Source organism: Labilithrix sp., assembly GCA_019637155.1.
In the GTDB taxonomy this organism is placed as follows: domain Bacteria; phylum Myxococcota_A; class Polyangia; order Polyangiales; family Polyangiaceae; genus Labilithrix.
The window spans coordinates 217,192-241,969 of record JAHBWE010000010.1; the positions used below are offsets into that span (position 1 = coordinate 217,192).

The following is a 24,778-nucleotide window of genomic DNA, read 5'->3' on the forward strand; positions in this document are numbered from 1 at the left end:
CCATGCGCGTCGCCGCGATCTGCCTGCCCGAGCTCCGGATCGAGCTCGTGCGCAGCATGTTCCCCGACCTCGAAGGCCCCGTCGCCGTCGTCGTCGCGCCGCCGCCGCTCACCGAGCGCGATCTGCTCGGCAACACGCGTCTCTCGGTCGTGTCGCGCGAGGCGCGCGCGCTCGGCGTCGCTCCGGGCCAGACCATCGCGCAGGCCCGCGCGCGCGCGGGCGATCTCGCGGTCCGCGTCGTCCGCCCCGACGCGGTGAAGGACATGCTCGCCCGCATCGCCGAGGTCGGCCTCGCGTTCGGCGCCACGGTGTCGTTCGCCGGCGACCCGCGCGACCTCGTATGGATCGACGTCACGGGCTGCGCGCACCTGCACGCTCGAAGCGGGAGCACCCTCGAAGGAGAGCACCTCCTCGCGTCGCGGCTCGCGGGCGCGGTCTCGTCGCTCGGGCACGTGTGCTTCGTCGCGGTGGCGGACGGCCCGCGCGTCGCGGCGATGCTCGCGAGCGCGGTCGCGGAGTCCGCCGCGACCGCGTGGGAGAAAGCGAAGAGCCGCCCGCGTTCGAGAGGAGCGCTCCCGGTCTTCGAGCCGCTCGTGGTGCCGCCGGGAGAGAACGCGATCGCGATCGCGCCGCTGCCGATCTCGGCGCTGCCGCTCGCGCCGGAGGACGTGCGGTGGCTCGCGAAGCTCGGCGTCCGCACGATCGAAGGGCTCCGCGCGCTGCCGAAGGACGGGCTCGCCGCGCGCCTCGGTCCACGTGCGCGTGAGGTGCTCTCCCTCGCCGCCGGCGAGGACCGCGCGCCGCTCCACGCGTACGTCCCGCCCGAGGTCCCGGAGGAGGAGGCGACGCTCGAGTACGGCATCGAGGGGACGCAGGCGCTCACGTTCGTCGCGAAGACGCTGTGCGATCGCCTCGCCGCACGCCTCCAGGGCCGCGCCGTCGCCGCCGCGCGCGTCGAGCTCGAGCTGAAGCTCGACGCCGCGATGGTCGCCGCGAACGACGCCGGCGCCGATCGCGCCGTCGTCGCGCTCGATCTGCCCGCCCCGCTCTCCGGCGCGGGCGATCTCCTCGCCGCGCTCCGCCCCAAGATCGAGCGGCTCGTCCTCGCGGCGCCCGTCCTCGCGGCGCGTCTGCGTGCGCCCGTGCTCGTGCCGCGGCGCGCGGCGGCGCTCTCGCTCTTCGAGCCGCAGCCGAAGGCGGAGCGCGCGCTGCCGCGGCTCGTCGGCGAGCTCGTCTCGGACCTCGGCGCCGAGGCGGTCTCCGTCCTCACGGTGGGCGACAGCTGGTCGCCGGACGGCCGCTCGCGCCTCGTGCCGTTCGGGTCGAGCGAGGCGAAGGCGGCGGCGAGCCTCGCGCTCGCGCGGAGCCCGAAGAAGCGGCGCAAGATGCTCGCGAGCGTGCCGGAGCCGACGCGCCTCCTCGCCGAGCCGCGCCCGATCGCGAAGGAGGACGCGCGCGTCCTCAGGCACCTCTCGCGGGTGGAGGCGATCGAGTGGTGGAAGACCGCGCCGCAGAAGGACGGCGAGGCCCGTCGTCCCGTCGACTACGTGCAGGCGTGGACCGACGACGGCGCGGCGTTCGTCGAGATCGACCGCGCCTCGGGGGCGATGCGCGTCCGCGGCTGGTTCGACTGAGGAGCGCTCGCCGTGTCGTCGCGCATCCGCATCGATTCGTCGAGCCGCATGCCCTACGAGGACGCGGGCACCTCGGAGCGCGCCGCGAGCCCGCACCCCGCGATCGCGACGGAGCTCGCGCAGCTCCGCGCGTCGATCGCGGCGCGCACGAGCCGCTACGTCGAGCTCACGGCGCGCACGAATTTCAGCTTCCTCTCGGGCGCGACGCCGCCGGAGCGCATGGTCTTCCGCGCGGCGGAGCTCGGGTACGACGCGATCGGGATCGCCGATCGCGACGGCCTCTACGGCGTCGTGCGCGCGCACGAAGAGGCGCAGAAGCAGGGGATCCGCCTCGTCGTCGGCTGCGAGCTCACGCTCGAGCGCGAGGGCCTCGAAGGTGTCCCCGAGATCCCGGGCAAGCCCACCACGATCACGGTCTTCGTCGAGAGCCGCGAGGGCTACGCGAACCTGTGCAAGATCCTCACCGAGAGCCACGCGCGTCATCCGAAGAACCTGCCGCTGCGAAGGACGGACGGCCTCGACGAAGAGGATCTCCCGAAGAACACGTTCGCCGGCCTCCCGCTCTCGTACGTCTCGAGGCACGCGGCGGGGCTGTGGGCGCTCGCCGACGCCGCGCTCCTCGACGAGCCCGCCGGCCGCGAGGCGATCCGCGCGTTCGGGGCGCGCCTCTCCATCGCGGTGCACCTCCACAAGGACGGCGAAGACCGCGTCCGCGTGATGCGCGCCGAGGCGGCCGCGCGCACGCACGGCCTCCCGATCTGCGCGACGAACCGCGTGCTCTACGCGCGCCCGCAAGACAAGCCGATCCTCGACGTCCTCCACTGCATCCGCGAGGGCAAGACGCTCGACGAAGCGGGCCGCGAGCTCGGACCCAACGCCGAGGCGCACCTCAAGAACGAAGAGGAGATGACGCGCCTCTTCTCGCTCCATCCCGAGTGGCTCGCGCGCGCGCGCTTCGTCGCCGATCGCTGCACCTTCTCGCTGAAGGAGCTGAAATACGACTTCCCGTACGAGATCACGGACCTCGTCCATCGCGACTTCCGGCACCCCGACGGCCGCGTCGGCGAGACGGCGGACGAGGCGCTCCGCCGCCTCACGTACGACGGCGCGCGCGCGAGGTGGGGCGAGGCGATCCCGGCCAACGTCGCGCAGCAGATCGAGAAGGAGCTCACCCTCATCACGCAGCTCGCGGTCGCGCCGTATTTCCTCTCCGTTCGCGCCGTCGTCGACATGGCGCGCCGCCGTGACATCCTCTGTCAGGGCCGCGGCAGCGCCGCGAACAGCGCGGTGTGCTTCTGCCTCGGCATCACCGCGGTCGACCCCGCGCGCTCGAACCTCCTCTTCGAGCGGTTCCTCTCCGCCGAGCGCCGCGAGCCGCCGGACATCGACGTCGACTTCGAGCACGAGCGGCGGGAGGAGGTCATCCAGGAGATCTACGAGACGTACGGCCGCGACCGCGCGGCGATGGTCTGCGAGATCGTCTCGTACCGCTCGAAGAGCGCGCTCCGCGAGGTGGGGAAGGCGTTCGGCTTCTCGCTCGAGCAGATCGACCGCCTCGCCGGCGTCGTCACGTGGTGGGACGGCATCTCGGCGGTGAGCGAGTCGCGGCTCAAGGCGATCGGCTTCTCGGCGGACGACCCGCGGGTCCGTCAGGTCATCGTCATGGCCCGCGCCGTCCAGGGTTTCCCGCGCCATCTCTCGATCCACGTCGGCGGCTTCGTCCTCTCCGCGAAGCCGCTGTCCGCCGTCGCTCCGATCGAGCCGGCGACGATGGACAAGCGCACGATCATCCCGTGGGACAAGGACGACATCGACACGCTCGGCTTCTTCAAGATCGACGTGCTCGGCCTCGGCATGCTCACCGCGATCCGCAAGTGCCTCGACCTCGTGCGCGGCGTCGCGGAGGTCACGCCGGGCTACGCCGCCCCCCCGCTCCTCGCGAAGAGCGCGATCGAGCGGCTCGCGCACATCCCGCCGGAGGACCCGAAGGTCTTCGACGCGCTCTGCAACGCGGACACGGTCGGCGTGTTCCAGATCGAGAGCCGCGCGCAGATGGCGATGCTCCCGCGCCTCAAGCCGCGCGAGTTCTACGACCTGGTCATCGAGGTCGCGATCGTGCGCCCGGGCCCGATCCAGGGCGGGATGGTGCACCCGTACCTCCGCCGCCGCTGCGGCGAAGAGGAGGTGAAGCCGCCGCATCCGATCCTGGCGCCGATCCTCGAGCGCACGCTCGGCGTCCCGCTCTTCCAGGAGCAGGTGATGCAGATCGCGATCGTGGGCGCGGGCTACTCGGGCGGCGAGGCCGACCGCCTCCGCCGCGACATGGCCGCCTGGCGCAAGAACGGCAACCTGGAACGCCACCGCGAGCGCCTCCTCCAGGGCTTCCGCGAGCGCGGCATCCCCGAGGAGTTCGGCGAGCGCCTCTACCAGCAGATCCATGGCTTCGCCGAATACGGATTCCCTGAATCACACAGTTGTAGCTTTTCCCTGCTCGTCTACTCGAGCTCCTGGCTGAAGCTCTATTACCCGGCCGAGTTCGCGGCGGCGCTGATCAACAGCCAGCCGATGGGCTTCTATTCACCCTCGACCATCTTGCAGGACGCCCAGCGACACGGCGTAGAGCTCCTCCCGGTCGACATCAACAAGAGCGTTTGGAACTGCACCTGCGAGGGTCCTGACCTAAACGAGGGGCCCCAGAAGCGGCCGCGAATGCGGGCGCGAAGCGCCCCGAGCGCTCCGCGCGAGGGCCGTGTCTGGGGTGGGGGTGTCGGGGGCGAAGCCCCTGACGTTGAGAGCACCAAACTAAGGCTCGGGCTGCGTGTCGTCGCCGGGCTCGGCGAGGATGCGGGGCGGCGGATCGAGGCGGGGCGGCCGTATGCGAGCGCCGGCGACGTGCTCGCGCGGGCGCGGCTCGATCGGAAGGAGGCGATGGCGCTCGCGGAGTCCGGGGCGCTCGACGCGCTCTCGGACGGCGGGCGGCGCGGCGCGATCTGGGACGTCGTCGCGCCGCGGCCGGAGGACATGTTCGTCGGGACGACGAAGAAGGAGCGGAGCCCCGAGCTCGTGCCGATGACGCGCGCGGAGCAGCTCGTGCTCGACTACGAGCGCACCGGCATCTCCGTGTCGGACCACCCGCTGAAGCTCCTCCGGTCCAAGCTCGGGAAGCGGTTCAAGTCGTCCCTCGACGTGCTCGGCCTCCGCGCCGGCACCCGCGTGAAGGTGGCCGGCCTCGTCACGTGCCGGCAACGGCCGGGGACCGCGAGCGGTGTCGTCTTCGTGACGATGGAGGACGAGCACGGCTTCTTGAACCTCGTCCTGTGGCCCCGGGTCTTCGAGAAATACCGCCTCGTCGCGACGACCTCGAAGGTGTTGATCGTGCACGGAAAGATCGAGCGGAGCGACGATCCGAAGGGGCTCCGCCCCCCCGACCCGAACGTGCCGCAGAGCGTCCTCTACGTCGTCGCCGAGCACCTCGAGGCTTTCGACGAGGAGCTCCCGAAGCTCGCGAGCATGAGCCGCGATTTCCATTAGAATGAGACCTGGTGCGGGGCGCAGAGACGATTCTCGAGATCTTGCTGCAGCTCACCGCGCAGCTCACCGACGACCGTCCGCTCGAGGACTTCCTCAAAGCCGTGACCGACGCGTCGCGCGAGATGCTCCCCGCCGAGCACGCGAGCGTGCGCCTGCTCGATCCTTCGCGGTCGATGCTCCTCTCGGGCGCGCGCTCCGGGGCGGGGGAGAGCGATCGGCCGATGGACTTCAAGCGCGGAGAGGGGATCCTCGGTTGGGTCGTCGACAGCGCCCAGCCGGTGCGGGTCGGGGACGTGAGCGCCGATCCGCGCTGGGTGAGCGGGAAGCAACAGGGCTTCGACGTCCGCTCGATCATGGCGGAGCCGCTCTGGTCGAGCGGCGACGTGATCGGCGTGCTCGCGGTGACGTCGGCGAAGGGCGATGCGTTCAGCGAGTCGGATCAGCTCGTGCTGCGGCTGCTCGCGAACTGCTCCGCGCCGCCGATCGAGCGCGCGCGGCTGCGGCGGCTCGCGATGTTCGACGACACGACGATGGCGTTCAACCATCGCTACCTGAACCCGCGCATCGTCGAGGAGATGGAGCGCGCGGGGCGATCGGGCGGGGAGGTGAGCCTCCTCTACATGGACCTCGATCACTTCAAGTCGGTGAACGACAAGTTCGGACACGCGATCGGCGACATCGTGCTCCGCATGTTCGCGGACCGCGTGCGGAAGGCGGTCCGCCGCGTCGACGTCCTCATCCGCCGCGGCGGCGAGGAGTTCGTCCTCGTGATGCCGCAGACGAGCGCGACCCAGGCCCTCGCCACGGGCACCCGCATCCAGCAGACGCTCGCGGCGGAGGACCTCGAGGTCGAGGGCGGCCTGCGCATCCGCCAGACCGTGTCGATCGGCGTCGCGACGTGGGACTCGCGCGAGACCCCCGACCAGCTCGAGCGCCGCGCCGACCACGCGATGTACGAGGCGAAGCGCCAGGGCCGAAACCGCGTCGTCGTCGCGCGCACCGACTGACGCGACGCGTCCGCCACGTACGGCTTCCCTTTGCGGCGAGGGCCGGTCACCATTCTCGTATGGCGGCGCTCGTGATGCTCTTCGGGGTCGTGTTCCTCGTCGTCGCCTGGCGCGGCCATCGCTCCGGCGAGCTCCCCGCCGGGAGCAAGGGCTTCCAGGCGTACCGCCCGAACCGCCACGAGAACCCGATCGCGTTCCACTTCTTCCTCTGCTTCTACGTGGTCACCGGCGTCGGGACGATCCTCTACGGCCTCGCGTCGCTGATCGGCGTCGTCGATCCGATCCCGCTCCGTTGACCGGCGACCCAAGGGAAGGGCGACGCCCTGCGTCCATCGCGCCGTGCGCGCGCTCGTTGCGTTCGGTCTCTTCGCCGCCGGCTGCGCGGCGCGTCCTCCGGCGCCGCCGGAGCCGGGCGTCGTGCAGACGATGCGTCACGAGACGCCGCCGCCGCCCGCGCCCGAGCGCTGCCTCGCGCCCGAGGTGAGGGCGCGCGTCGCCGACTGCTCCGTCACGCGGGTGCTCACGCACGCAGAGGTGCTGGCGGCGCTCGACGCGTCCGACCGCGCCGTCGTCGCGCGCCCGCCGAAGGCCGAGGAGCCCGCGTCGCGCGCCAAGAGCTCGAACGAGCTCGCCGAGGAGCGGCGGCGGCAGCTCATCCCGATGGACCTCGTGCCGGAGCAGATCGAGGCGGTCTCGGCGCTGACGAGCTGGGTCTGCGCTCACCCCGAGGACGACGTCATCACCTTCCGCCTCGCGCGGCTCCACTTCGAGCATCGCCGCTTCGAGGAGGCGAGCTTCTTCTTCGCGCGCGTGGCCGAGCACGCGCCGGCGAGCGAGGACATCGCGCCGGCCGCCTTCGTGCGCTGGCTCGAGACCGTGTCGATCCTCGGCGTCGACTTCGGTCGCGTCTCCTGCTTCGACGAGGTCGATGAGAAAGTCCGGCCTGCGCGCGAGCGCCTCTGCGCGTTCGACCTCGTCGCGCTTCATCCCGATCGCACGCAGGCGTGCACGATGATCGGTCGCGTCAACTACGACGTCGATCGGCTGCGCCTCATCGAGGGGACCAACTGAAGCGAGCTGTGCTAACGAGGGCGCATGCCCTTCGAGAAAGTGCTCGTCGTGAACCGCGGCGAGATCGCTCGCCGCGTCATCCGTACCTGCAAGCGTCTCGGGATCGCGACGGTGGCGGTCTACTCCGAGGCCGACGCGGAGGCGCCGTTCGTGACGGACGCGGACGAGGCGGTCGCGATCGGTCCCGCGCCGGCGAAGGACTCGTACCTCGACGTCGCCAAGATCATCGACGTGCTGAAGAAGACGGGCGCGAAGGCGGTGCACCCGGGCTACGGCTTCCTCAGCGAGAAGTCCGCGTTCGCGCGCGCGGTCGCGGAGGCCGGCGCGGTGTTCATCGGCGCGACGCCCGACAACCTCGACGCGTTCGGCGACAAGATGAAGGCGCGCCACGTCGCGCTCTCCGCCGGCACGAGCCCGGTCCCCGGCACCGACGAGCCGATCGCGATCGACACGCCGGAGGGCGTCGCGAACGCGAAGGCGATCGCGGCGAAGGTCGGCTACCCGGTCGTGGTGAAGGCGGTCGGCGGCGGCGGCGGCATCGGCATGCAGGTCGTGCAAGACGAGGGCGGAATGGAGCGCGCGCTCAAGTCGTGCTCCGATCGCGGGAAGGCGAGCTTCGCCGACGAGCGCGTCTACCTCGAGCGCTACGTCTCGCAGCCGCGCCACATCGAGGTGCAGGTCTTCTGCGACGACCACGGGCAGGCCTTCGCGCTGGGCGAGCGCGAGTGCTCGCTCCAGCGCCGGCACCAGAAGATCCTCGAGGAGTCGCCGTCTCCGGCCGCGTTCTTCGAGGGCGCCGCGGGCGAGAAGCGGCGGCAGGACCTCTACGCGGCCGCGCTCCGCGTCGTGACGAAGGTCGGCTATCGCGGCGCGGGGACGTGCGAGTTCATCGCCGACGCGGAGGGCAACCTCTACTTCCTCGAGGTCAACGCGCGCCTCCAAGTCGAGCACCCCGTCACCGAGATGGTCACCGGGCTCGATCTCGTCGAGCTCCAGCTCCGCGTCGCGGCGGGGGAGAAGCTCCCCGACCTCTCGAGCGTGAAGCCGAACGGCCACGCGATCGAGGCGCGCATCTACGCCGAGGATCCGAGCAAGGGCTTCATCCCGAAGCCGGGCCCGATCGACACGCTCGAGTGGGCCGGCGGGGCGGGGGAGGTGCAGACGAAGACGCTGCGGGTGGAGTCCGGGGTGAAGGCCGGAAACAAGGTCACGCCCTACTACGATCCGATGATCGCGAAGCTCGTCGCCTGGGGCGAGACGCGCGCCGCCGCGATCGCCGAGCTCGATCGCGCGCTCGAGGGCACCACCATCGCGCCGGCGACGACGAACCTCGCGTTCCTCCGCAAGACGCTCGCGAGCGACGAGCTCAGGGCCGGTCAGTACGACACGAAGTTCGCCGAGATCCTCGCGAAGCGCGCATAGAATGGCGGGATGAGCCGCCCGCCGTTCATCAAGCACTGGCGCGACGTCATCGGACCCGACGAGGCGGGGTATCCCGGGAGCGAGGAGCGCTTCACGATCGGCTCGCCGATCGGCCGCGCGACGGGGCTCCTCCGCATCGGCGTCCATCACGAGACGCTCCTGCCGGGCCGCCGCTCGTCCTGGCCGCACGCCGAGCGCGACGAGGAGGAGCTCGTGTTCGTGCTCCAGGGCACGCCCGACGTGTGGATCGACGGGGAGCTCCATCGCCTCGAGCCGGGCGACGGCGTCGGCTTCCCGTGCGCGACCGGCATCGCGCACACGTTCATCAACGACACCGATCAGCCGGTGCGTCTCCTCTCGATCGGCGAGCGCTCGAAGCCCACGCACGCGGTCTACTACCCGCTCCACCCCGCGCATCAGGAGATCCTCGGCGAGCGCGACTGGAAGGACGCGCCGAAGCGCCCGCTCGGCGCCCACGACGGCAAGCCGGCGCGTCCGACGCGGCCGCAGGCCGTGCTCGTCACCGAGCGCCTGCGCCTGCGCCCGGTGCGGCTCGAGGATGCGCAGGCGTACTACGAGCTGCGGAGGGACCCCGAGGTCGCGCGTTTCCTCCTGCGCAGGGCGCCCGCGAGCGTGGACGAGGCGCAGAGCGCGCTCGCGCGCGTGCTCGAGTCGAACCAGCCCGCGTGGGCGCTCACGCGCGTACCCGACGACATGTTGCTCGGCATCGTCGGACTCCCGCGCTTCGACGCGGCGAACCGCTGCTCGTCGATCTCGTTCGAGCTCCGCCGCGACGAGTGGGGCAAGCACCTGATGAGCGAGGCCGCCGCGCGCGTGATCGAGCACGCGTTCGGCAAGCTGGGCCTTCATCGCATCCAGGCGGAGATCGATCCGAAGAACCACCCTTCGATCCACCTCGCCGAGACCCTCGGCTTCGTCCGCGAAGGCGTCCTCCGCGACAACGTCTTCCACGACGGCGCCTACTCCGACACCGCCATCTACGCCCGCTTCGCCCCGCGCTGAGCCGCGTCGCCGAGCGTCGCGGCGTCGTTTGCAGGGACGCAGAGGCGAAAGCCCATCGTGGTGTGGCGAGCGGCCTCGTGCGACCAGTTTCGGTACGCTGCCTGCAGCTTGCAGTCGATGCTGCGCCAGCATCCACCGCGCAGCGGACGCACCCGGCCCGCGCCCGTGACGCACGGATCGAGGCCGGCCTTCACGCGTTCGAGGTGGGCGTTGGGCACGAAGACGTCCAGGCACCACTCCCAAACGTTGCCGGCCATGTCGTGGCAGCCGAACGGGCTCACGCCCAGCGGGTACGCTCCCACGACGGAGGGGCCGCCGGAGCTCCAGTCCTCGGCGAAGCACGCGCGCGACTCGTCGGGCAGCTCGTCACCCCACGGGTAGCGCCGCCCGTCGAAACCGCGCGCGGCGAGCTCCCATTGCGCCTCTGTCGGCAACGAGCCTCCCGCCCACACGCAATAGCGCTGCGCTTCGGCCCATCCGACGCCAACGACGGGACGCTCGGGCGCGCCGAAGAGCGGGTGAAGATGCTCCGCCGCCGGCGTCGCGCCCGTCGCCTCGATGAAGGTGCGATACTCCGCGTTCGTCACCGGATAGACGCCGATCGAAAACGGCGAGAGCTCGACGACGTGTGGAGGGTTCGGCGCCTCGGACTCTTGGATGTCCGCGTGGCCCATCGTGAACACGCCTCCTTCGACACCGACGAGACGACTCATCGCTGCCCACGAAGCGGCGCCCATGAAGGGTCGAGCGAGGCGCGACGGCAACCGATGCAGTCCTCCGCGATCGGAATCCCCGCAGAGGCGAGGCGCTCCGCGAACGACGGACGAAGGAGCCCCGACTGAAACCAGACCACCCCGGGTCGAACGGCAATCACGTCGTCGACGTAAATAGCGAAATCATCGTTCTTGACAAAAATGCTCAACACGTCGATCGGCGATATGATCTCCGTGAGGCTGCGGCAGACCCGCACGCCGAGGATCTCCGTCGCCTCGGGATACCGAATCGGCACGGGCACGATCGTGTAACCGACCTTCTGGAGGTAAAGCGGGATCTGGTGGGCATCGAGCTGTCGTCGGGAGTCGGGCTTGATTCCCAAGACCGCGACGGTGCGCGACGTCGCGAGAACGCGCTCCATCCCGGTGACGTCGAGCAACTCGAGGTCCACGTCGTCAATGTTATCCCCGCACGTTCGGGAAGCCCTTGCCCTCCGTCGCCGCAGCCTGCGCGTACATCGCGACGATCGGGGGCATCGCGACCCCGGCGGCCCATTTCCTCATCGCACCGGCGTCAGGGGCGCTTTTCCGTGAAGGACCGCGATCACGTTCGCGGCCGCCGTCGCCGCCATCTTCTCGCGCGTCTCGCGCTCGGCGCTGCCGATGTGCGGCGCCAGCACGACGTCCTCGCGCGCGAGGAGGTCCGGATGCACGCGCGGCTCGTCGGCGTACACGTCGAGGCCCGCCGCCGCGAGCGGTCCGTCGCGGAGCGCCTTCGCGAGCGCCGCTTCGTCCACGATCGGCCCGCGCGCGGTGTTCACGAGGACCGATCCCGGCCGCATCCGCGCGAGGCGCGCCGCGTCGAAGAGGCCGCGCGTCTCCGGCGTGAGCGGGCAATGGATCGTGATCGCGTCCGACGTCGCGCACAGCTCGTCGAGGTCCGGCACGAACGTCGCGCCGAGCACGCGCTCGAGGTTCTCGGGGACGCGCCGTCGCTGCGTGTATCCCACATGCATCCCGAAGCCGCGCGCGCGGCGGGCCATCGCCATCCCGATGCGGCCGAAGCCGACGACGCCGAGCTTCATCCCGTGCACCTTCGCGCCGAGGTGGAACGTCGGCGTCCACGCCTTCCAGCCGCCCGCGCGCATGAGGCGGTCGCCCTCGCTGATGCGCCGCGCGGCGTCGAGGAGGAGCCCGAACGCGAGGTCCGCCGTCGCTTCGGTGAGGACGTCGGGCGTGTTCGTGACGACCACGCCGCGCGCCGCGCACGCCGCGAGGTCGACGTTGTCCACCCCGACCGCGACGTTCGCCACCACCTTCAGCGCCGGCGCCCGCGCGAGCACCGACGCGTCGATGCGATCGGTCACGAGCGAGAGCAGCCCGGAGGCGCCGGCGAGATCGGCCTCCGCGATCGACGGCGCGACGTCGACCGCGAACGACTCGGAGAGGACCGGCACGGCGTCTCCCGGCAAGTCCCCGCTGACGACGACACGCTCACGGGATCCCATGGAAGAAGGATCTCGTCTCGGAAGGAGAGCCGGGAAGGAATATCGAACGTCTCCCTTCGAAAAAAACTATACGTTAAATGACTATTTGTTGCGCACGTGCGTCGAAACGGAGCTTCGGGTCTCGGCCGGATCGACGCGGTCGTGCCGAGCAGGTGGAGACGAGGAGGGACGACACATGAGTGATGCGAAGCGAACGGGGAGGGGCGGAGCGGGGCTCGTCCTCGCGGTGATGGGGGGAGCCTTCCTCCTCGCGTGTGACATCGAGAAGGACCTCACCACGAAGTACGGCCGGCCCCCGGCGACCAAGACACCGTCGCACTGCGCGCTCACGCAGAAGGGCGTGCGCGTCACGGCCACGGAGCACGCGACGATCCGAAGCTGGACCTTGCCCGGGCTCCACGTCGTGTACTCGCCGTTCGGAGGGCCGGCGACGTGCGACACCGGTATCGTGCGCATCGAGACCGCGGCCTACCGCCAGATGGGCGACGCCGCCGCGCGTGAGTCTGACGCCAAGCGGCCGCGGCTCTGACGACGTGACTCAGTCGGCGTCGAACGGCACGACGTCGGTCGCGGTGAGCCCGGGGATCTTTGCCTTCACCGCTTCGAGCGTGTCCGCGGCGGTGCCGACGACGATGACGACGAGGTTCTGCGGATCGAGGCGCATCTTCGCCGCCGCGTTCGCGCGCTCGAGCGTCACGTCCTTCACGTGATCGACGTAGCGCGTGTGGTAGTCGGCCGGCAGCTCGAGGAGCTCCGTCTCGATCGCCTGCCCGAGGCGCTTCGGCGCGGTGTCGATCTCGAAGGCGTAGGAGCGCACGAGGTAGTTCTTGATGAACCCGAGCTCGCGCTTCGAGATCCCCTTCGCGACGAAGTCCTCGAGGAGCTCCAGCATCAGCTCGGTGCACGGCGCGCAGTCCGCCGCCGCCGGCGCCGCCGCCATCGTGAACGCGTGGCGCCGCCGCTCGATCGAGAGGCGCGCGCTCGTGCCGTAGGACCAGCCGCGCTTGCTCCGGATCTCGCGCATCATCCGCGACGTGAACGTGCCGCCGAGGACCGCGGTCGCGGTGACGAGCGGGACGTGGTCCTCGTCGTGCGGCCACGTCCCGAGCGAGCCGATGAGCGTCTGCGTCTGCGTGCGCTCCGGTTTGTCGACGAACACGAGGCGGCGGCCGGTCGGCGCGGTCGGCTCCGGCGGCTTCATCGGCAGCGGCGGGCCCTCCTTCACCGCGCTCGTGATGCGCGCCGCGATCACCTTCGCTTCGTCGACCGAGATCGCGCCCGCGAAGCCGAGCACGAGGTCCCTCCGCACGAAGTGGCGGTCGTACGCGGCGACCACGTCGTCTCGGCCGATCGCGTCGATCGTGGGGAGGCGGCCGGCGGCGGAGCGCGCGTACGGGTGGCCGGGGAACAGCGCGCGGCGGAACGCGAGGTTCGCGAGGGCGCGGTCGCTGTCGCGCGCCTCGACGATCTCCGCCGAGGTCTCGCGCTTGAGGCGCGCGACCTCGGCGGGATCGAACGTCGGCTGGCCGAGGAGCGAGGTGAGGAGGTCGACGAACTTGTCGACGTTGCGGCGGATGACCTGCCCGTGGAACGACACGGTGGAGGGGCCGACGTCGAGCGACAGCTCCGCTCCGAGGCGATCGATCGAGGCCTCGATCTCCTGCGCGCTGCGCCCGCCGGCGCCGCGCCGGAGCATGCGCGCGGCGAAGCGGCAGACGCCGTCCTTGCCCGCGGGGTCGGCGATCGCGCCGCTCCGGACCGAAACGACGATCGAGACGAGCGGGACCGCGGCCGAGCTCTCGACGAAGCCCACCCCGCCGCCGTCGAGGTCGAACCGCACCGGCTGGTGCGCCGTCATTCGGCCGCTCCCGCGATCGGATCCGCCTCGGTCTCCGGCTCGGGCAAGACGCGGATGATCGTGCGCGCCTCGTCGACGAGCCAGCGCCGCGCGGCGGTGCGGAGCTCGCCGGCGGTGACGCGGCGATAGCGCTCCAGCCGGCGGAACGCGGCGGTCGGATCGCCGAGGACCGTGTCGTAGAAGCCGATCTGCTCGGCCTTGCCGCTCGTCGTCTCGAGCGACTGGAGGAGCCCGAGCTCGAGGCGCGCCTTCGCGCGGTCGATCTCTTCGCTCTCGATCAGCTCCGTCTTCAGCCGCTCGAGCTGCGCGTCGACCGCGCTCAGGATCGCGTCGCCCGAGACGCCCGGGCGCGCGGTGAAATACAGCTCGTAGAGGCCGGGGTCGCGGAAGGTCGAGACCCAGCCGCGGACCTCGGTGCACGTCTCCTTCGCGATCACGAGCTCGCGGTAGATCCGCGAGGCGCGGCCGCCGAAGAGGACCTCGTTCAGGACGACGAGGGTGGCGTGCTCCGCGTCGCCGAGCGCGGGGCCGCGGTAGCCGACGAGGACCTTCTCGCTCGGGGTGGGCTTCTTCATCGAGAGCTCGCGGCGCCCGGCCTGCGGCGGCTCCGGCTGCGTGTCCTCTTCGGGAATGCTCGAGGTGGGGATCGGACCGTACGCATCGCGGATTTTGGCGAGGACGTCTTTTTCGTTGACATCGCCGACAACGACCACGGTCGCGTTGTTGGGGGCGTAGAAGGTCTTGTAGAAGTCGACGCAGTCGTCGGGGGTGAAGCCCTCGATGTCCTTCATCCACCCGATCGTGGGCCAGTGGTAGGGGTGGACCGTGAACGCGGTCTTGTAGAGGATCTCGTTCGCGGTTCCCTCGACGTCGTCGTCGACGCGCATGCGCCGCTCGTTCGCGACGACGTCCTTCTCGCTCGCGACCTGCGGCTCGCGGAGGACGAGGCGCGCCATGCGCTCGCTCTCGAGCTTCACCGCGAGGGGGAAGCGGTCCTTCGGGAGCGACTCGTAGTAGTAGGTCCAGTCGAGCCACGTCGCCGCGTTCGACTCGGCGCCGTTCTCCTCGAGCTTCCGGTCGAACTCGCCCGCCGCGAGCCCCTCCGTCTCGTTGAACATGAGGTGCTCGAAGAGGTGGGCGAGCCCGGTCTTGCCCTCGCGCTCGTGGCGCGACCCGACGCGGAACCAGGTAAAATAAGAGAGGACGGGCGCGCTCTTGTCGACGAGGAGGAGGAGGCGGAGCCCGTTGCCGAGGAGGAAGCGGAGGAGCCGCGGCGCGGCCTCTCCGGTCGGCCCCGTCTCGCCGAACGGGACCGATCCTTCGAAGGTCCAGTGCGCGGTGGGGACCGCGGCGTCTTCGTTCAGGCGCGCGATGAGCGCGGCGAGCTTCGCGTCGGACATGGGCCGTACGTATTACCAGGCGTGAAGGTCGACGACGCTAAAACCCGCCGGGTCCCGTCCCGACACTCTCCAGACCCAGGCGTTGCCCCCGCTGAGCGCCACGATCGCAGAGTCGCGCGCGTCGGCCTCGCTCATCCCACCCACGCGCACGAGCCGCGCGGGGTCGCGTCCGTTCGGCACGGCGTGGAAGAGCGGCTCGCCGTGACCGACCGCGATGACGCCGCCGTCGCTCGCGAGCAAGATCCCGCCGTCGTACGCGCGGAGCCCGTAAAGCGGGCGCGGCGTGCCTTGCTCGGTGAGGTAGGCCTGGTGGTAGGTGAGGAGGCCGACCGGTCGCGGCGGGCTCGCGGGGTCCATCGTCCAGACGCCGCCGTCGCGATCGAGCACGTACGAGTTGTTCCGCCACACGTCGAGGTCGACGAGGGCGCCGTCGATCACCTGGTTCTCGGTGATCGGCTCCCACTCCGCGGAGTCGAAGCGCGCCACCGCGCCGACGCGATCGCCGCAGACGAGCATCCACAGCCGGAGGCCGCGGCCGTGGAGGGCGACGACGGACTCGTTCTCGTCGAGGTGCGCATCCGGCACGAAGCGACGGAACTGGCGGCCGTCGAACTCGAGGAGCGCGCCGGTGCCGTAGACGAGCACGCGATCGCCGGCGCCGCCGATGCCGCTCCACCAGGGCCGGCCGCGGGTCGGGCGCTGGAGCGGGTAGGACGTCGCGCGCCCGTGCGCGAGCTTGACCGCGTGCGTCGTGCTGAGCCCCCACACCGTGCCGTCGCGCGCGACGTAGAGATCGTTCAGCGCTTCGCCGACCTCCTGCGTCCCGGACGCGACGCCCTCGACGACGTGGAGGACGACGCTCTGCCCGCCCGGCGCGCGGCCGAGGAGGTAGAAGTCGTCGGCGGACGCGCCGCTCGCGGCCTTGAACGAGAGCCGTCCGGCGGGGCTGATCGCGACGTGGAGCACCCCGCGCTGCACGAGCGGCGCCTCGCGCGGCGCGCGCCGCAGGTCGCGCACCGCGTCGGGGTGGCTCGGCTGGCTCTCTGCGTCGCTGAAGAAGTTCTCGTCGCGGAACGTGCGCAGCCAGCGAAAGACGTCCTCCGCCTCGAAGGTGTACACGCCGGTGCGGAGCGCGATCGTGAGCTTGAAGTCGTCGACGTTGAGGGCGAGCGAGGCCTTGCCGCTGTTGTCGAAGAGGCGATCGACGTCGCCGCGGATCTGGCGCTCCATCTCGCGGCCGATGAGGAGCCCGATCGCCTCCGCGTCCGCGCTCTCCATCCGCCCGACGACGGGGTACTCGAAGCGGAACCCGAGCTCGTAGAGGAGGCGCTTCAGCCGCTCCGGCATCTTCGCCGCGCGCTCGACCTGCTCCTCGCGCTCGTCCGCGATCGCGTCGAGCCACTCGCCGAAGTGCGCGGCGAGCGGGGTCGCGAGGCCGTTCTGCCACTCGACGATCGGGAGCTCGCCTTGATGCCGGATCGAGCTCACGAGGCGGCGGCCGCCGCCTTTGTCGAAGCAGATGACGCGGTCGTCGGAGGCGCGGCAGAACGGGGCGTAGCGCGTGGCCTCGTTGACGCCGTCGAGGATCAGTTTGTCGGCCTCGGCTTCCATCTCGCTCGTGAGGAGGAAGACGTCGGGCTCGCCGATCGCGCTCGCGACGCGCATCGTCGCGACGTAGCTGGGGGGCAGCTCGGTCCCGAGGAGCTGCGACTGCGCCGCGAGCTCCTTCATCGGGAGGGGATCGCCGAGGCGGTCTTTGTAGCCGCTCTTCACGAGCACGGTCTTGATGCGTTCGAGCGCGGCGAGCGCGAGGCGCGTCGGGTCGACGTTGCTGCGCGGCCTCGAGCCGCGCGTGACGCTCTTCTTCTTCGGCGTCTTCCTCACCGGCTCTCGCCAGCGTACCAGGTCTCGTCAGCGTGAGCGCGATCGCGATCGTGACCGCGAGAAGTCCCAGGCGCAGCAGAGGACGCCGGCGGTGGCGGGGATGCGGAGGAGCAGGCCCGCGCCGAGGAGCGGGTAGCCCGCGTCGCTCGGCAGCTTCTGGTAGCCGCCCTCGAAGTACGCGCCGAGCGCGAACGTGCCGAACGCGACGCCCCAGTAGTAGCTGGGACCCGACGAGGTCGACTCGAGCGGATCGCCCTCGGTGCCGTTGAAGAGCTCGATCGACGCGCGGAGCATCCCGCTCGCGGCGAAGTCGGCGCCGGGACGGAAGTAATACTCCGCGCGCGGTCCGGCGAACGCGCGCCAGAAGCGGCCGCCCGCGATGCGAGGGCCGCCTTCGAGGTAGAGGCCGTGGACGGGGAGGCGGCCGAGCCCGTAGTCCTTGCTCGTCTGCACGTAGCCTCCGCCGACGTCGAGCGGGAAGTCCTTGCTCGGGACGAGGCTCGCGACGTGCGTGCCGACGGAGAAGCGGTAACCGTGATCGCCGCCCAGCCGCGCGGCGTAGCCGACGTCGCCCTTGAGCGGGGGCGTCATGAAGGGCAGGCAGCCGCTCCCGGCGGCGACGACGAAGAACGCGACGAGCGCCCTCCGGATCACTGCTCGACTTTGAGGATCGCGAGGAAGGCCTTCTGCGGGATCTCGACGTTGCCGACCTGCTTCATCCGCTTCTTCCCCTCTTTTTGCTTCTCGAGCAGCTTCCGCTTGCGGCTGATGTCGCCGCCGTAGCACTTCGCGGTGACGTCCTTCCGCAGCGCGCGGACGGTCTCGCGGGCGATGATCTTGCCGCCGATCGCGGCCTGGATCGCGACCTCGTACTGCTGCTGCGGCACGAACTCCTTGAGCTTCTCGGCGAGCCCGCGGCCGCGGTTGTAGGCGCGATCTTTGTGGACGATGATCGAGAGCGCGTCGAGCGGGTCGCCGTTGACGAGCATGTCGACCTTCACGAGGTTGCCGACGCGGTAGTCGATGAACTCGTAATCCATCGAGGCGTAGCCGCGGGACACGCTCTTCAGCTTGTCGTGGAAGTCGAAGAGGACCTCGGCGAAGGGGACCTCGTAGACGATGATGTAGCGGTCGGCGCTGGGGCAGGTCATGTTGACCTGCGTGCCGCGCTTCTCCTGACACAGCGTGATCGCGGCGCCGACGTACTCCTGCGGGACGTGGATGGTGAGCTTGACGTAGGGCTCCTCCATCCGGTCGATGAGCTGCGGGGCGGGGAGCTTGGTCGGGTTGTCGACCGTGACCCTCTCTCCGTCGGTCTTGAACACGTGGTAGACGACGGACGGCGCGCTCGTGATGAGGTCGAGGTTGAACTCGCGGTCGAGGCGCTCCTGGATGATCTCCATGTGGAGGAGCCCCAGGAAGCCGCAGCGGTACCCGAACCCGAGCGCCTCGGAGGAGTCGGGCTCGAAGTTGAACGCGGCGTCGTTCAGGTGGAGCTTCTCGAGCGCGTCGCGGAGGGCGGAGTAGTCGGAGGCGTCGGTCGGGAACACGCCGGCGAAGACCATCGGCTTCACCTCTTTGAAGCCGGGGAGCGCGTCGGTCGCCTCGCGCGAGGTCTGGCCGTGCGGATGCGTAATGGTGTCGCCGACCTTCGTGTCGTGGACGGACTTGATGTTGGCGGCGAGGAACCCGACCTCGCCGGGACCGACCTCGTCGAGCGCGGTCGAGAAGGGCGTGAAGGTGCCGAGCTCGGTCACCTCGTACTGGCCCTTGGTCGACATGAACTTCACGACGTCGCCGCGCTTGATGCTGCCGTCGACGACGCGGAACATGACCATCGCGCCGCGGTACGAGTCGTACCAGGAGTCGAAGATGAGGGCGCGGAGCGGGGCGTCGGGGTTCCCCTTCGGCGGCGGGCACTTCTCGACGATCTGCTCGAGGATCTCGGGGACGCCGACCCCGGTCTTGCCGCTGCAGGGCACGGCGTCGGAGGTGTCGAGCCCGATGATCTGCTCGATCTCCTGCTTGGTCTTGTCGAGATCGCTCGAGGGGAGGTCGACCTTGTTGAGGACGGGGATGACCTCGAGGCCCTGGTCGATGGCGAGGTACACGTTGGCGAGGGTCTGCGCCTCGACGCCCTGCGTCGAATCGACGACGAGGATGGCGCCTTCGCACGCCGAGAGCGAGCGGGAGACCTCGTAGTTGAAGTCGACGTGGCCGGGGGTGTCGATCAGGTTGAGCTGGTAGGTCTCGCCGTCCTTGGCCTTGAATTTGAGGCGGACGTTCTGGGCTTTGACGGTGATGCCGCGCTCACGCTCGATGTCGAGCTTGTCGAGGAACTGTTCCCGCGCCTCGCGCTGCGTGAGGGCCCCCGTCACCTCGAGGATGCGATCGGCGAGCGTCGACTTCCCATGGTCGATGTGCGCGATGATCGAGAAGTTTCGAATCTTGGACTGAGGCGTCGTCGGCACGGCGCGCTACTCATATCATCTTCTCAACGTCGGGGCTTCGCCCCGACACCCCACCCCAGACACGGCCCTCGCGCTGCGCGCGAGGGTCGCTTCGCGACCGCTTGCGCGGCCGCTTCTGGGGCCCCGTTTCATGGCGGCCTCGTGCCCTCTGCGGGTGCTTCCGTATCGTCCGTCACTCAATCGCGCCCATCTCGCGCGCGGCTGGCCCCGGCGAGCCCGCGACTCTTCACTCAACGCCTGCATCGCAGGCATATCCCGCGTGGGTGCCTGCGGTCCTTCACTCAACGCGCTCTCCCATCACCGCACGCAGGCATCGCCGCGTGGGGCCCATGGAGCCCGGCCCTTCACTCAACGCGCCCCTTGCATCTCCCGCGCGGGTGCTCGAAGGAAGCCGCTGAAGGGCGACATGCTTAGCCCGTGGTGGCTCGATGTGCCTTGCATCTCCCGCGCGGTGCCCGAAGGAAAGCCCGCGGCCCGTCACTCAACGCCTCCCCCGCCTACACTCTCGCCGAGGTCTTCTTGCCAGCGGCGGCGATGGCGTGCGCGGTCTTCTACTTCTTGCCGGCGGCGGCGATGGGCGGGGGCGCGTCGGAGTGGAGCGCGTCGCGCTCGCGGACGTCGGGGGGGCGCGGTGAGTCGCTCTCCGGTGTCTCGACGAGGGAGAGCTGGCCGGGAAGGAGGTGCGCGTAGTGACGCAGAACGAGATCGATGCCCTCACGGATGTAGACGGCGACAGGCACCTTCGTACGATCGTGCAGGAGCTTCAGCTTGTCGGCCTGCTCCGGCGTCACGTAGATGGTGGTCGAGATCTTCTTCCGCATGGTCCGCGTTTTTCGTCTGTTGTTTCCGCGTCTTTGAGAGGTCTAACGCACGGGTCGCTCGGCCACTAGCTCCTTGAGTTGGGGCCGCGCGCACCCATCCGCATGGATATACACTACGTGAACATACGTGACGGTCAAGGGCGACCGTGAACCTGTGGAGAACCTTTGGAAGAAGCACGTTTGTGCACAATGTAAGCATAGTAATTTCCACTAATTAGCGGTGTGTAGGGGAAGGGGCGGCGGTGCGGCACGGTGCGGCTTGCGGACCAGCTGAGGCGGGGTCTATCGTGACGCGGATGCGCGGTGTCGTCCTCGGCGTTCTCGGAGCCGCGTCACTGGCCGTCGCGGCCTCCGTCGGGTTCGGGTGCGGGGGAGAGAGCTCGGCGACCGCGAACGCGAAGCTGCCGGAGGGGGTCCGTTCGCAGTCCATCGAGCACGAGGCGTGCTCGGAGAGCGGTCATCGCGTCGAGCAAGTCGACGTGAACAACGACGGGCGCCCCGACATCAAGCGCGTCTACGAGGGCAACCACGAGGTGTGTCGCATCAGCGACCTCAATCGCGACGGCAAGCCGGACATGTTCGAGTACTACGACACGGCCGGGAACCTCCGTCGGCGCGAGGCCGACTACGACGACAACGGGATCGTCAACTCGATCGAGATCTACGAGAACGGGAAGATCGTGCGCGCCGAGCTCGATGCGACGAGCCAGGGCCGGATCGACACGTGGGACACGTTCGACGCGAGTGGAAAACGCACGAAGCGCGAGCGCGACACGAACGGCGACGGGCGCGTCGACCAGTGGTGGACCTACGAGGGCGACAAGGTGACGATCGCCTCCGACAAGAACGGCGACGGAAAGCCCGATCCCGACTCCATCGTCACGCTCGGCGGGTCGGGCGGGGGAGGCAGCGCGGCCGCCGCACCGGCCGACGCGGGGCTGCCGCCGCCCCCGGCGCCTCCGTCGGCGCCCGGGTCCGAGCCCGAGCCGCCGTCGCCGTCCCCTGCGGCGGTGCCGGACGCAGGTCCCCCGAGGCGCGGAGGCGCGCAGCGATGAACGGGCGGAGCGTCTTCTGGCTCGGTGTCTTCGTGTCGCTCGGCACCGCCGGTGCGATGGCGTGCGGCGGCGACAAGGCGCCCACCGCCGCGAAGACGCCGACCGCCCCCGGCGGCTCGAAGGACCCTTCGAAGTGGCCGGCCGACGACCGGTCGATGTGCGACTGGCGCAACAAGCCCGAGCTCGAGGTATCGGAGACCGTCGGCCCCGGCGCGCTGAAGCCGAACGTCCGCCGCGTCTACAAGATCTTCGGCGAGGGCGAGAACCGACACAAGACGCTCGCGTGCCGCGAGATCGACACGAACCTCGACGGCATCAAGGACGTGGTCCGCACCTTCAACAACAAGGGCGAGGCCCTCCACGAGGAGGCCGATCGCGACTACGACGGTCGCATCGACGTGTGGCTCAACTTCGTCGACGGCCGCCTCGCCCAGGAGGACGTGGACACGAACCACGACGGCAAGCCCGACGTCTGGAAGTTCTACGTGAACGGCCAGCTCCAGCGCATCCGCCGCGACCGTAACGGCGACGGCAAGCCCGACATCTGGGAGATGTACTCGAAGGGCCGCCTCGAGCGCATCGGCACGGACGAGACGTTCGACGGCCACGTCGACCGCTGGGACCGCGACGAGCAGCTGAAGTACGAGGCCGACACCGCGGAGAGGAAGGCGCGCGAGCAGACGGAAGACGCGGGCGTGCAGACCCAGTCCGCGCCGACGATCGGCCCGCAGGACGCCGGCGCTCCCGCGGACGCGGGCGCGAAGAAGGGCGCCACGGCGAAGTAGCGAGTCGGCGCCTCGAACCAAGCGCTGCGCGTCCGTGCTAGGACCCGCCCGACGGTATTCGCCATGGAACGTATCCAGAAGATCCTCGCTCACGGCGGTGTCGCATCGCGTCGCGCGGCCGAGCAGCTCATCCTCGAAGGCCGCGTCCGCGTGAACGGCAAGGTCGTCACGGAGCTCGGCGCGAAGGCCGACGCGCGGCGTGACCGCGTCGAGGTCGACGGCAAGCGTGTGGTCGCGGAGGAGCTGGTCTACGTCGTGCTCCACAAGCCGCGCGGCGTGGTGGCGACGATGCATGATCCGGAGGGTCGTCCCACGGTGCAGGAGCTGCTCAAGAGCATCCCTGGTCGAGTGTATCCGGTCGGCCGGCTGGACTTCGCGACGAGCGGCGTGCTCCTCGCGACGAACGACGGTGAGCTCGCGGACGGCCTCCTCCATCCGCGGAAGGCGGTCCCGAAGACGTACGTGCTCAAGGTGAAGGGCTTGATGAAGCCGGACGACATCGAGCGCTGGCGCAAGGGCGTGCGTCTCGAGGACGGTCCGACGCTCCCCGCGCAAGCGAAGCTCTTGCGCCACGAGGCGGACAAGACGTGGCTCGAGCTCACGATCACGGAGGGCCGCAACCAGCAGATCCGCCGCATGGGCGAAGCGACGGGCTTCCCGGTGATGCGCCTCGCGCGCGTCGCGTTCGCCGAGATCAGCGCAGAGGGCCTCGCGCCGGGACGCTGGCGCCACCTCACACGCGACGAGCTCGTGGACCTACGCAAGACGTACGGCGTGCCGCGGTCTCTCCCGTCCGCCCCCGACGCAGGCCCGAAGCGCCTGCAGACAAAGGCCGTCTTCGTCCGCGGCGCCGTCAAGGGCGCCGCCGGCCGCACGACCCGCAACGCCGGCGCCGAAGCCCAGCCACGCACACCTCGCAAGTCCCCCGACGAAAACTGGGGCGATCGCCCCACGCCCCGCGCCGGTGGTGGCGACCGCGCACGTCCCACGCCCCGCGCCGGTGGTGGGCGTACGGGCAGTGGTGGCGACCGTGAGACGCGGGGGAGCGTCGAGGGTGGGCGTCGAGGCGAGGGCGGCGGAGAGCGCACGTCACGACGCGGTCGGTCGTCGGATGCAGGTTGGGGCCGCGACGCACAGGCAGGCTCGTCGACCCGAGGCGGAGCTCGTCCTCGCGACAACGCCTCCGCGGGCGGAAAACCGCGCGCTCGCCGTCCCCGCTGAGGGATTGCACAACCAAGGTTGTGCAAATGCGGCGGAGCACCAGCGGCGCGGGACCGGATGCACGCGGCATCGCCGTGCGGACCGTTGCGGCTGCGGTGTCGAAGTGGGCTGTCCGTCGCAGCTGCGGGGCTGACGTCGGCGTCCGGCCGTTGCGGCTGCCCGGGCCGTCCGGCCGGCCGTCGCGGCTGAGGGGCCGGCCGTCCGTCGCGGCCGCGGGGGGTCCGTCCGTCGGTCGTAGGCTACAGAGCCGTCCGGCCGTCCGTTGCGGCTGAGGGGCCGACTTCGGCCGTCATGGCTGCCGGCCGAAGTCGGGCGTCGGGTCGTCATGGCCGGGCCGAAGTCGGGTCGTCATGGCCGGGCCGAAGTCGGGTCGTCATGGCCGGGCCGAAGTCGGGCCGTCGTGGCTGCCGGCCGAAGTCGGGCCGTCGTGGCCGGGCCGAAGTCGGGCCGTCGTGGCTGCCGGCCGAAGTCGGCCGTCGTGGTTGCCGGGCCGAAGTCGGCCGTCGCGCCAAGTCGGGCCGAAGTCGGCCGTCGCGCCAAGTCGGGCCGTTGCTGCCGAGTCGGGGTTCAGTAGCCGTCGCTGCTGCCGCCGCCGCCGAAGCGGCCGCCGCCGCCTCCGTAGCCGGAGCCGCCGCCTCCGCCGCCGCTCGAGCCACCACCTCCGCCACCGCGGCCGAAGAAGAGGAGCCAGAAAAGGAGGGAACGGAACGTCGGGGAGTAGATCGCGAGGGCGATGATGCCGATGAGGGCGACGATCCACGCGCCCATCTTCGCGAGATCGGCGGGCGTGGCCTCCTCGATGGCGCTCTTGCCCTTGCCCTCGTGCGCCGGGGCGCGGCCTGGCTCGCTCTTTCCGCCGGGCGTGCCTTCGACGAGCGCCTTCAAGATCGCGTCGGTGCCGGCGTCGATCGCGTCGTACGTGCGGCCCTCGACGAGAAGAGGGGCGATGACCTTGGTGTTGATGTGGCTCGACTCCACGTCCGTCAGCGCACCGCCGACGCCTTTGCCCGTCTCGATGCGCAGCTTCCGCTCCGCCGCGGAGTGAATGAGGAGGACGCCGTCGTCGCCCTTCGCCGAGCCGACTCCCCACGCGTTGCCGGCCGTATAGCCGACGTCGTCGATCGTGAGGCCGTCCGGCAGGCGCGGGAGGAGAAGGACCACGACCGCGAAGCCCGTCTGTTGCCTCGCGTCGTCGAGCTTCAGGTCGAGGGCGCGCCGCTGCTCCGGCGTCAGCGCTCCCGCTTGATCGACCACGTGGCCGTTGAGCGGGGGCGGCGTCCACGGCGCGGCGCGCGCCGACGTCGCGACGAAGAAGAGCGCGAACGCAAAGAGGACTCCAAAGACGCGACGCAGCACCGGCGTGGAATGTAATCC

General features: G+C 70.4%; 20 protein-coding genes and 1 pseudogene. 11 read left to right on the forward strand and 10 right to left on the reverse strand.

Annotated features, from left to right (window positions below):
• The first annotated feature begins 2 nt into the window (after positions 1 to 2).
• From KF837_22380 to KF837_22410, 7 genes are read left to right on the forward strand one after another with little or no spacing between them, the layout of a single operon-like run.
• A complete protein-coding gene (locus KF837_22380) occupies positions 3 to 1,634 on the forward strand; it encodes a DNA polymerase Y family protein (GenBank protein ID MBX3230086.1) in 1,632 nt (543 codons plus the stop codon).
• A gap of 48 nt (positions 1,635 to 1,682) precedes the next feature.
• Positions 1,683 to 5,165 (forward strand): error-prone DNA polymerase, encoded by a 3,483-nt coding sequence (locus KF837_22385; GenBank protein ID MBX3230087.1) that lies wholly within the window; start codon positions 1,683 to 1,685, stop codon positions 5,163 to 5,165.
• Between the two features lie 11 nt (positions 5,166 to 5,176).
• A complete protein-coding gene (locus tag KF837_22390; GenBank protein ID MBX3230088.1) occupies positions 5,177 to 6,172 on the forward strand; it encodes a GGDEF domain-containing protein in 996 nt (331 codons plus the stop codon).
• A gap of 59 nt (positions 6,173 to 6,231) precedes the next feature.
• Positions 6,232 to 6,468 carry a hypothetical protein gene (locus KF837_22395; protein ID MBX3230089.1) on the forward strand — a complete coding sequence of 79 codons (237 nt, stop codon included), beginning with the start codon at positions 6,232 to 6,234 and terminating at the stop codon, positions 6,466 to 6,468.
• Between the two features lie 43 nt (positions 6,469 to 6,511).
• Positions 6,512 to 7,243, forward strand: a complete 732-nt coding sequence (locus KF837_22400; GenBank protein MBX3230090.1) for a hypothetical protein — start codon at positions 6,512 to 6,514, stop codon at positions 7,241 to 7,243.
• A 24-nt stretch (positions 7,244 to 7,267) separates the two neighbouring features.
• Positions 7,268 to 8,665, forward strand: a complete 1,398-nt coding sequence (locus tag KF837_22405; protein MBX3230091.1) for an ATP-grasp domain-containing protein — start codon at positions 7,268 to 7,270, stop codon at positions 8,663 to 8,665.
• Positions 8,666 to 8,674: 9 nt separating this feature from the next.
• Entirely contained in the window at positions 8,675 to 9,688 is a 1,014-nt protein-coding gene (locus tag KF837_22410) for a GNAT family N-acetyltransferase (GenBank protein MBX3230092.1), read from the forward strand.
• Here KF837_22410 and KF837_22415 read toward each other — a convergent pair.
• The 3 genes from KF837_22415 to KF837_22425 all read right to left on the reverse strand — a co-directional run bounded on the left by KF837_22415 (position 9,664) and on the right by KF837_22425 (position 11,909).
• Positions 9,664 to 10,401: a formylglycine-generating enzyme family protein gene (locus KF837_22415; GenBank protein ID MBX3230093.1), complete on the reverse strand. Its 738-nt coding sequence runs from the start codon at positions 10,399 to 10,401 to the stop codon at positions 9,664 to 9,666. The two genes, KF837_22410 and KF837_22415, sit on opposite strands and share 25 nt — an antisense overlap.
• Entirely contained in the window at positions 10,398 to 10,853 is a 456-nt protein-coding gene (locus KF837_22420; protein MBX3230094.1) for a CoA-binding protein, read from the reverse strand. Before KF837_22420 ends, KF837_22415 begins: the two co-directional genes overlap by 4 nt.
• A 108-nt stretch (positions 10,854 to 10,961) precedes the next feature.
• The gene (locus KF837_22425) at positions 10,962 to 11,909 is read right to left on the reverse strand and encodes a D-glycerate dehydrogenase (GenBank protein MBX3230095.1); all 948 of its coding nucleotides are present in this window, start codon (positions 11,907 to 11,909) and stop codon (positions 10,962 to 10,964) included.
• 175 nt (positions 11,910 to 12,084) lie between these two features.
• Between KF837_22425 and KF837_22430 the strand changes: the two genes are divergently transcribed.
• Positions 12,085 to 12,438: a hypothetical protein gene (locus KF837_22430; protein MBX3230096.1), complete on the forward strand. Its 354-nt coding sequence runs from the start codon at positions 12,085 to 12,087 to the stop codon at positions 12,436 to 12,438.
• 9 nt (positions 12,439 to 12,447) lie between these two features.
• Here KF837_22430 and KF837_22435 read toward each other — a convergent pair whose 3' ends face one another.
• From KF837_22435 to KF837_22460, 6 genes are all read right to left on the reverse strand, one after another.
• Positions 12,448 to 13,767 carry an insulinase family protein gene (locus KF837_22435; GenBank protein MBX3230097.1) on the reverse strand — a complete coding sequence of 440 codons (1,320 nt, stop codon included), beginning with the start codon at positions 13,765 to 13,767 and terminating at the stop codon, positions 12,448 to 12,450.
• Positions 13,764 to 15,167 (reverse strand): insulinase family protein, encoded by a 1,404-nt coding sequence (locus KF837_22440; GenBank protein ID MBX3230098.1) that lies wholly within the window; start codon positions 15,165 to 15,167, stop codon positions 13,764 to 13,766. The genes KF837_22435 and KF837_22440 overlap by 4 nt, the downstream gene beginning before the upstream one ends.
• Before the next feature lie 12 nt (positions 15,168 to 15,179).
• On the reverse strand, positions 15,180 to 17,051 hold the full coding sequence (locus tag KF837_22445) for a hypothetical protein (GenBank protein MBX3230099.1): 1,872 nt from the start codon (positions 17,049 to 17,051) through the stop codon (positions 15,180 to 15,182).
• Positions 17,052 to 17,078: 27 nt separating this feature from the next.
• A complete protein-coding gene (locus KF837_22450) occupies positions 17,079 to 17,705 on the reverse strand; it encodes a hypothetical protein (GenBank protein ID MBX3230100.1) in 627 nt (208 codons plus the stop codon).
• Complete coding sequence (lepA, locus tag KF837_22455) at positions 17,702 to 19,522, reverse strand: translation elongation factor 4 (GenBank protein MBX3230101.1); 1,821 nt, start codon at positions 19,520 to 19,522, stop codon at positions 17,702 to 17,704. Before lepA ends, KF837_22450 begins: the two co-directional genes overlap by 4 nt.
• A 551-nt stretch (positions 19,523 to 20,073) precedes the next feature.
• Positions 20,074 to 20,343 (reverse strand): ribbon-helix-helix domain-containing protein, encoded by a 270-nt coding sequence (locus KF837_22460; GenBank protein ID MBX3230102.1) that lies wholly within the window; start codon positions 20,341 to 20,343, stop codon positions 20,074 to 20,076.
• A gap of 296 nt (positions 20,344 to 20,639) precedes the next feature.
• On the opposite strand from KF837_22460, the gene KF837_22465 reads away from it, so the two are divergent.
• From KF837_22465 to KF837_22475, 3 genes and pseudogenes are all read left to right on the forward strand, one after another.
• Positions 20,640 to 21,398, forward strand: coding sequence for a hypothetical protein (locus tag KF837_22465; protein ID MBX3230103.1), 759 nt, complete (start codon positions 20,640 to 20,642; stop codon positions 21,396 to 21,398).
• Complete coding sequence (locus KF837_22470; GenBank protein ID MBX3230104.1) at positions 21,395 to 22,183, forward strand: hypothetical protein; 789 nt, start codon at positions 21,395 to 21,397, stop codon at positions 22,181 to 22,183. The genes KF837_22465 and KF837_22470 overlap by 4 nt, the downstream gene beginning before the upstream one ends.
• 63 nt (positions 22,184 to 22,246) lie before the next feature.
• Positions 22,247 to 22,972 (forward strand): annotated as a pseudogene (locus tag KF837_22475) (rRNA pseudouridine synthase).
• A gap of 999 nt (positions 22,973 to 23,971) precedes the next feature.
• Here KF837_22475 and KF837_22480 read toward each other — a convergent pair.
• Positions 23,972 to 24,760 (reverse strand): TPM domain-containing protein, encoded by a 789-nt coding sequence (locus KF837_22480; GenBank protein MBX3230105.1) that lies wholly within the window; start codon positions 24,758 to 24,760, stop codon positions 23,972 to 23,974.
• Positions 24,761 to 24,778 lie beyond the last annotated feature (18 nt).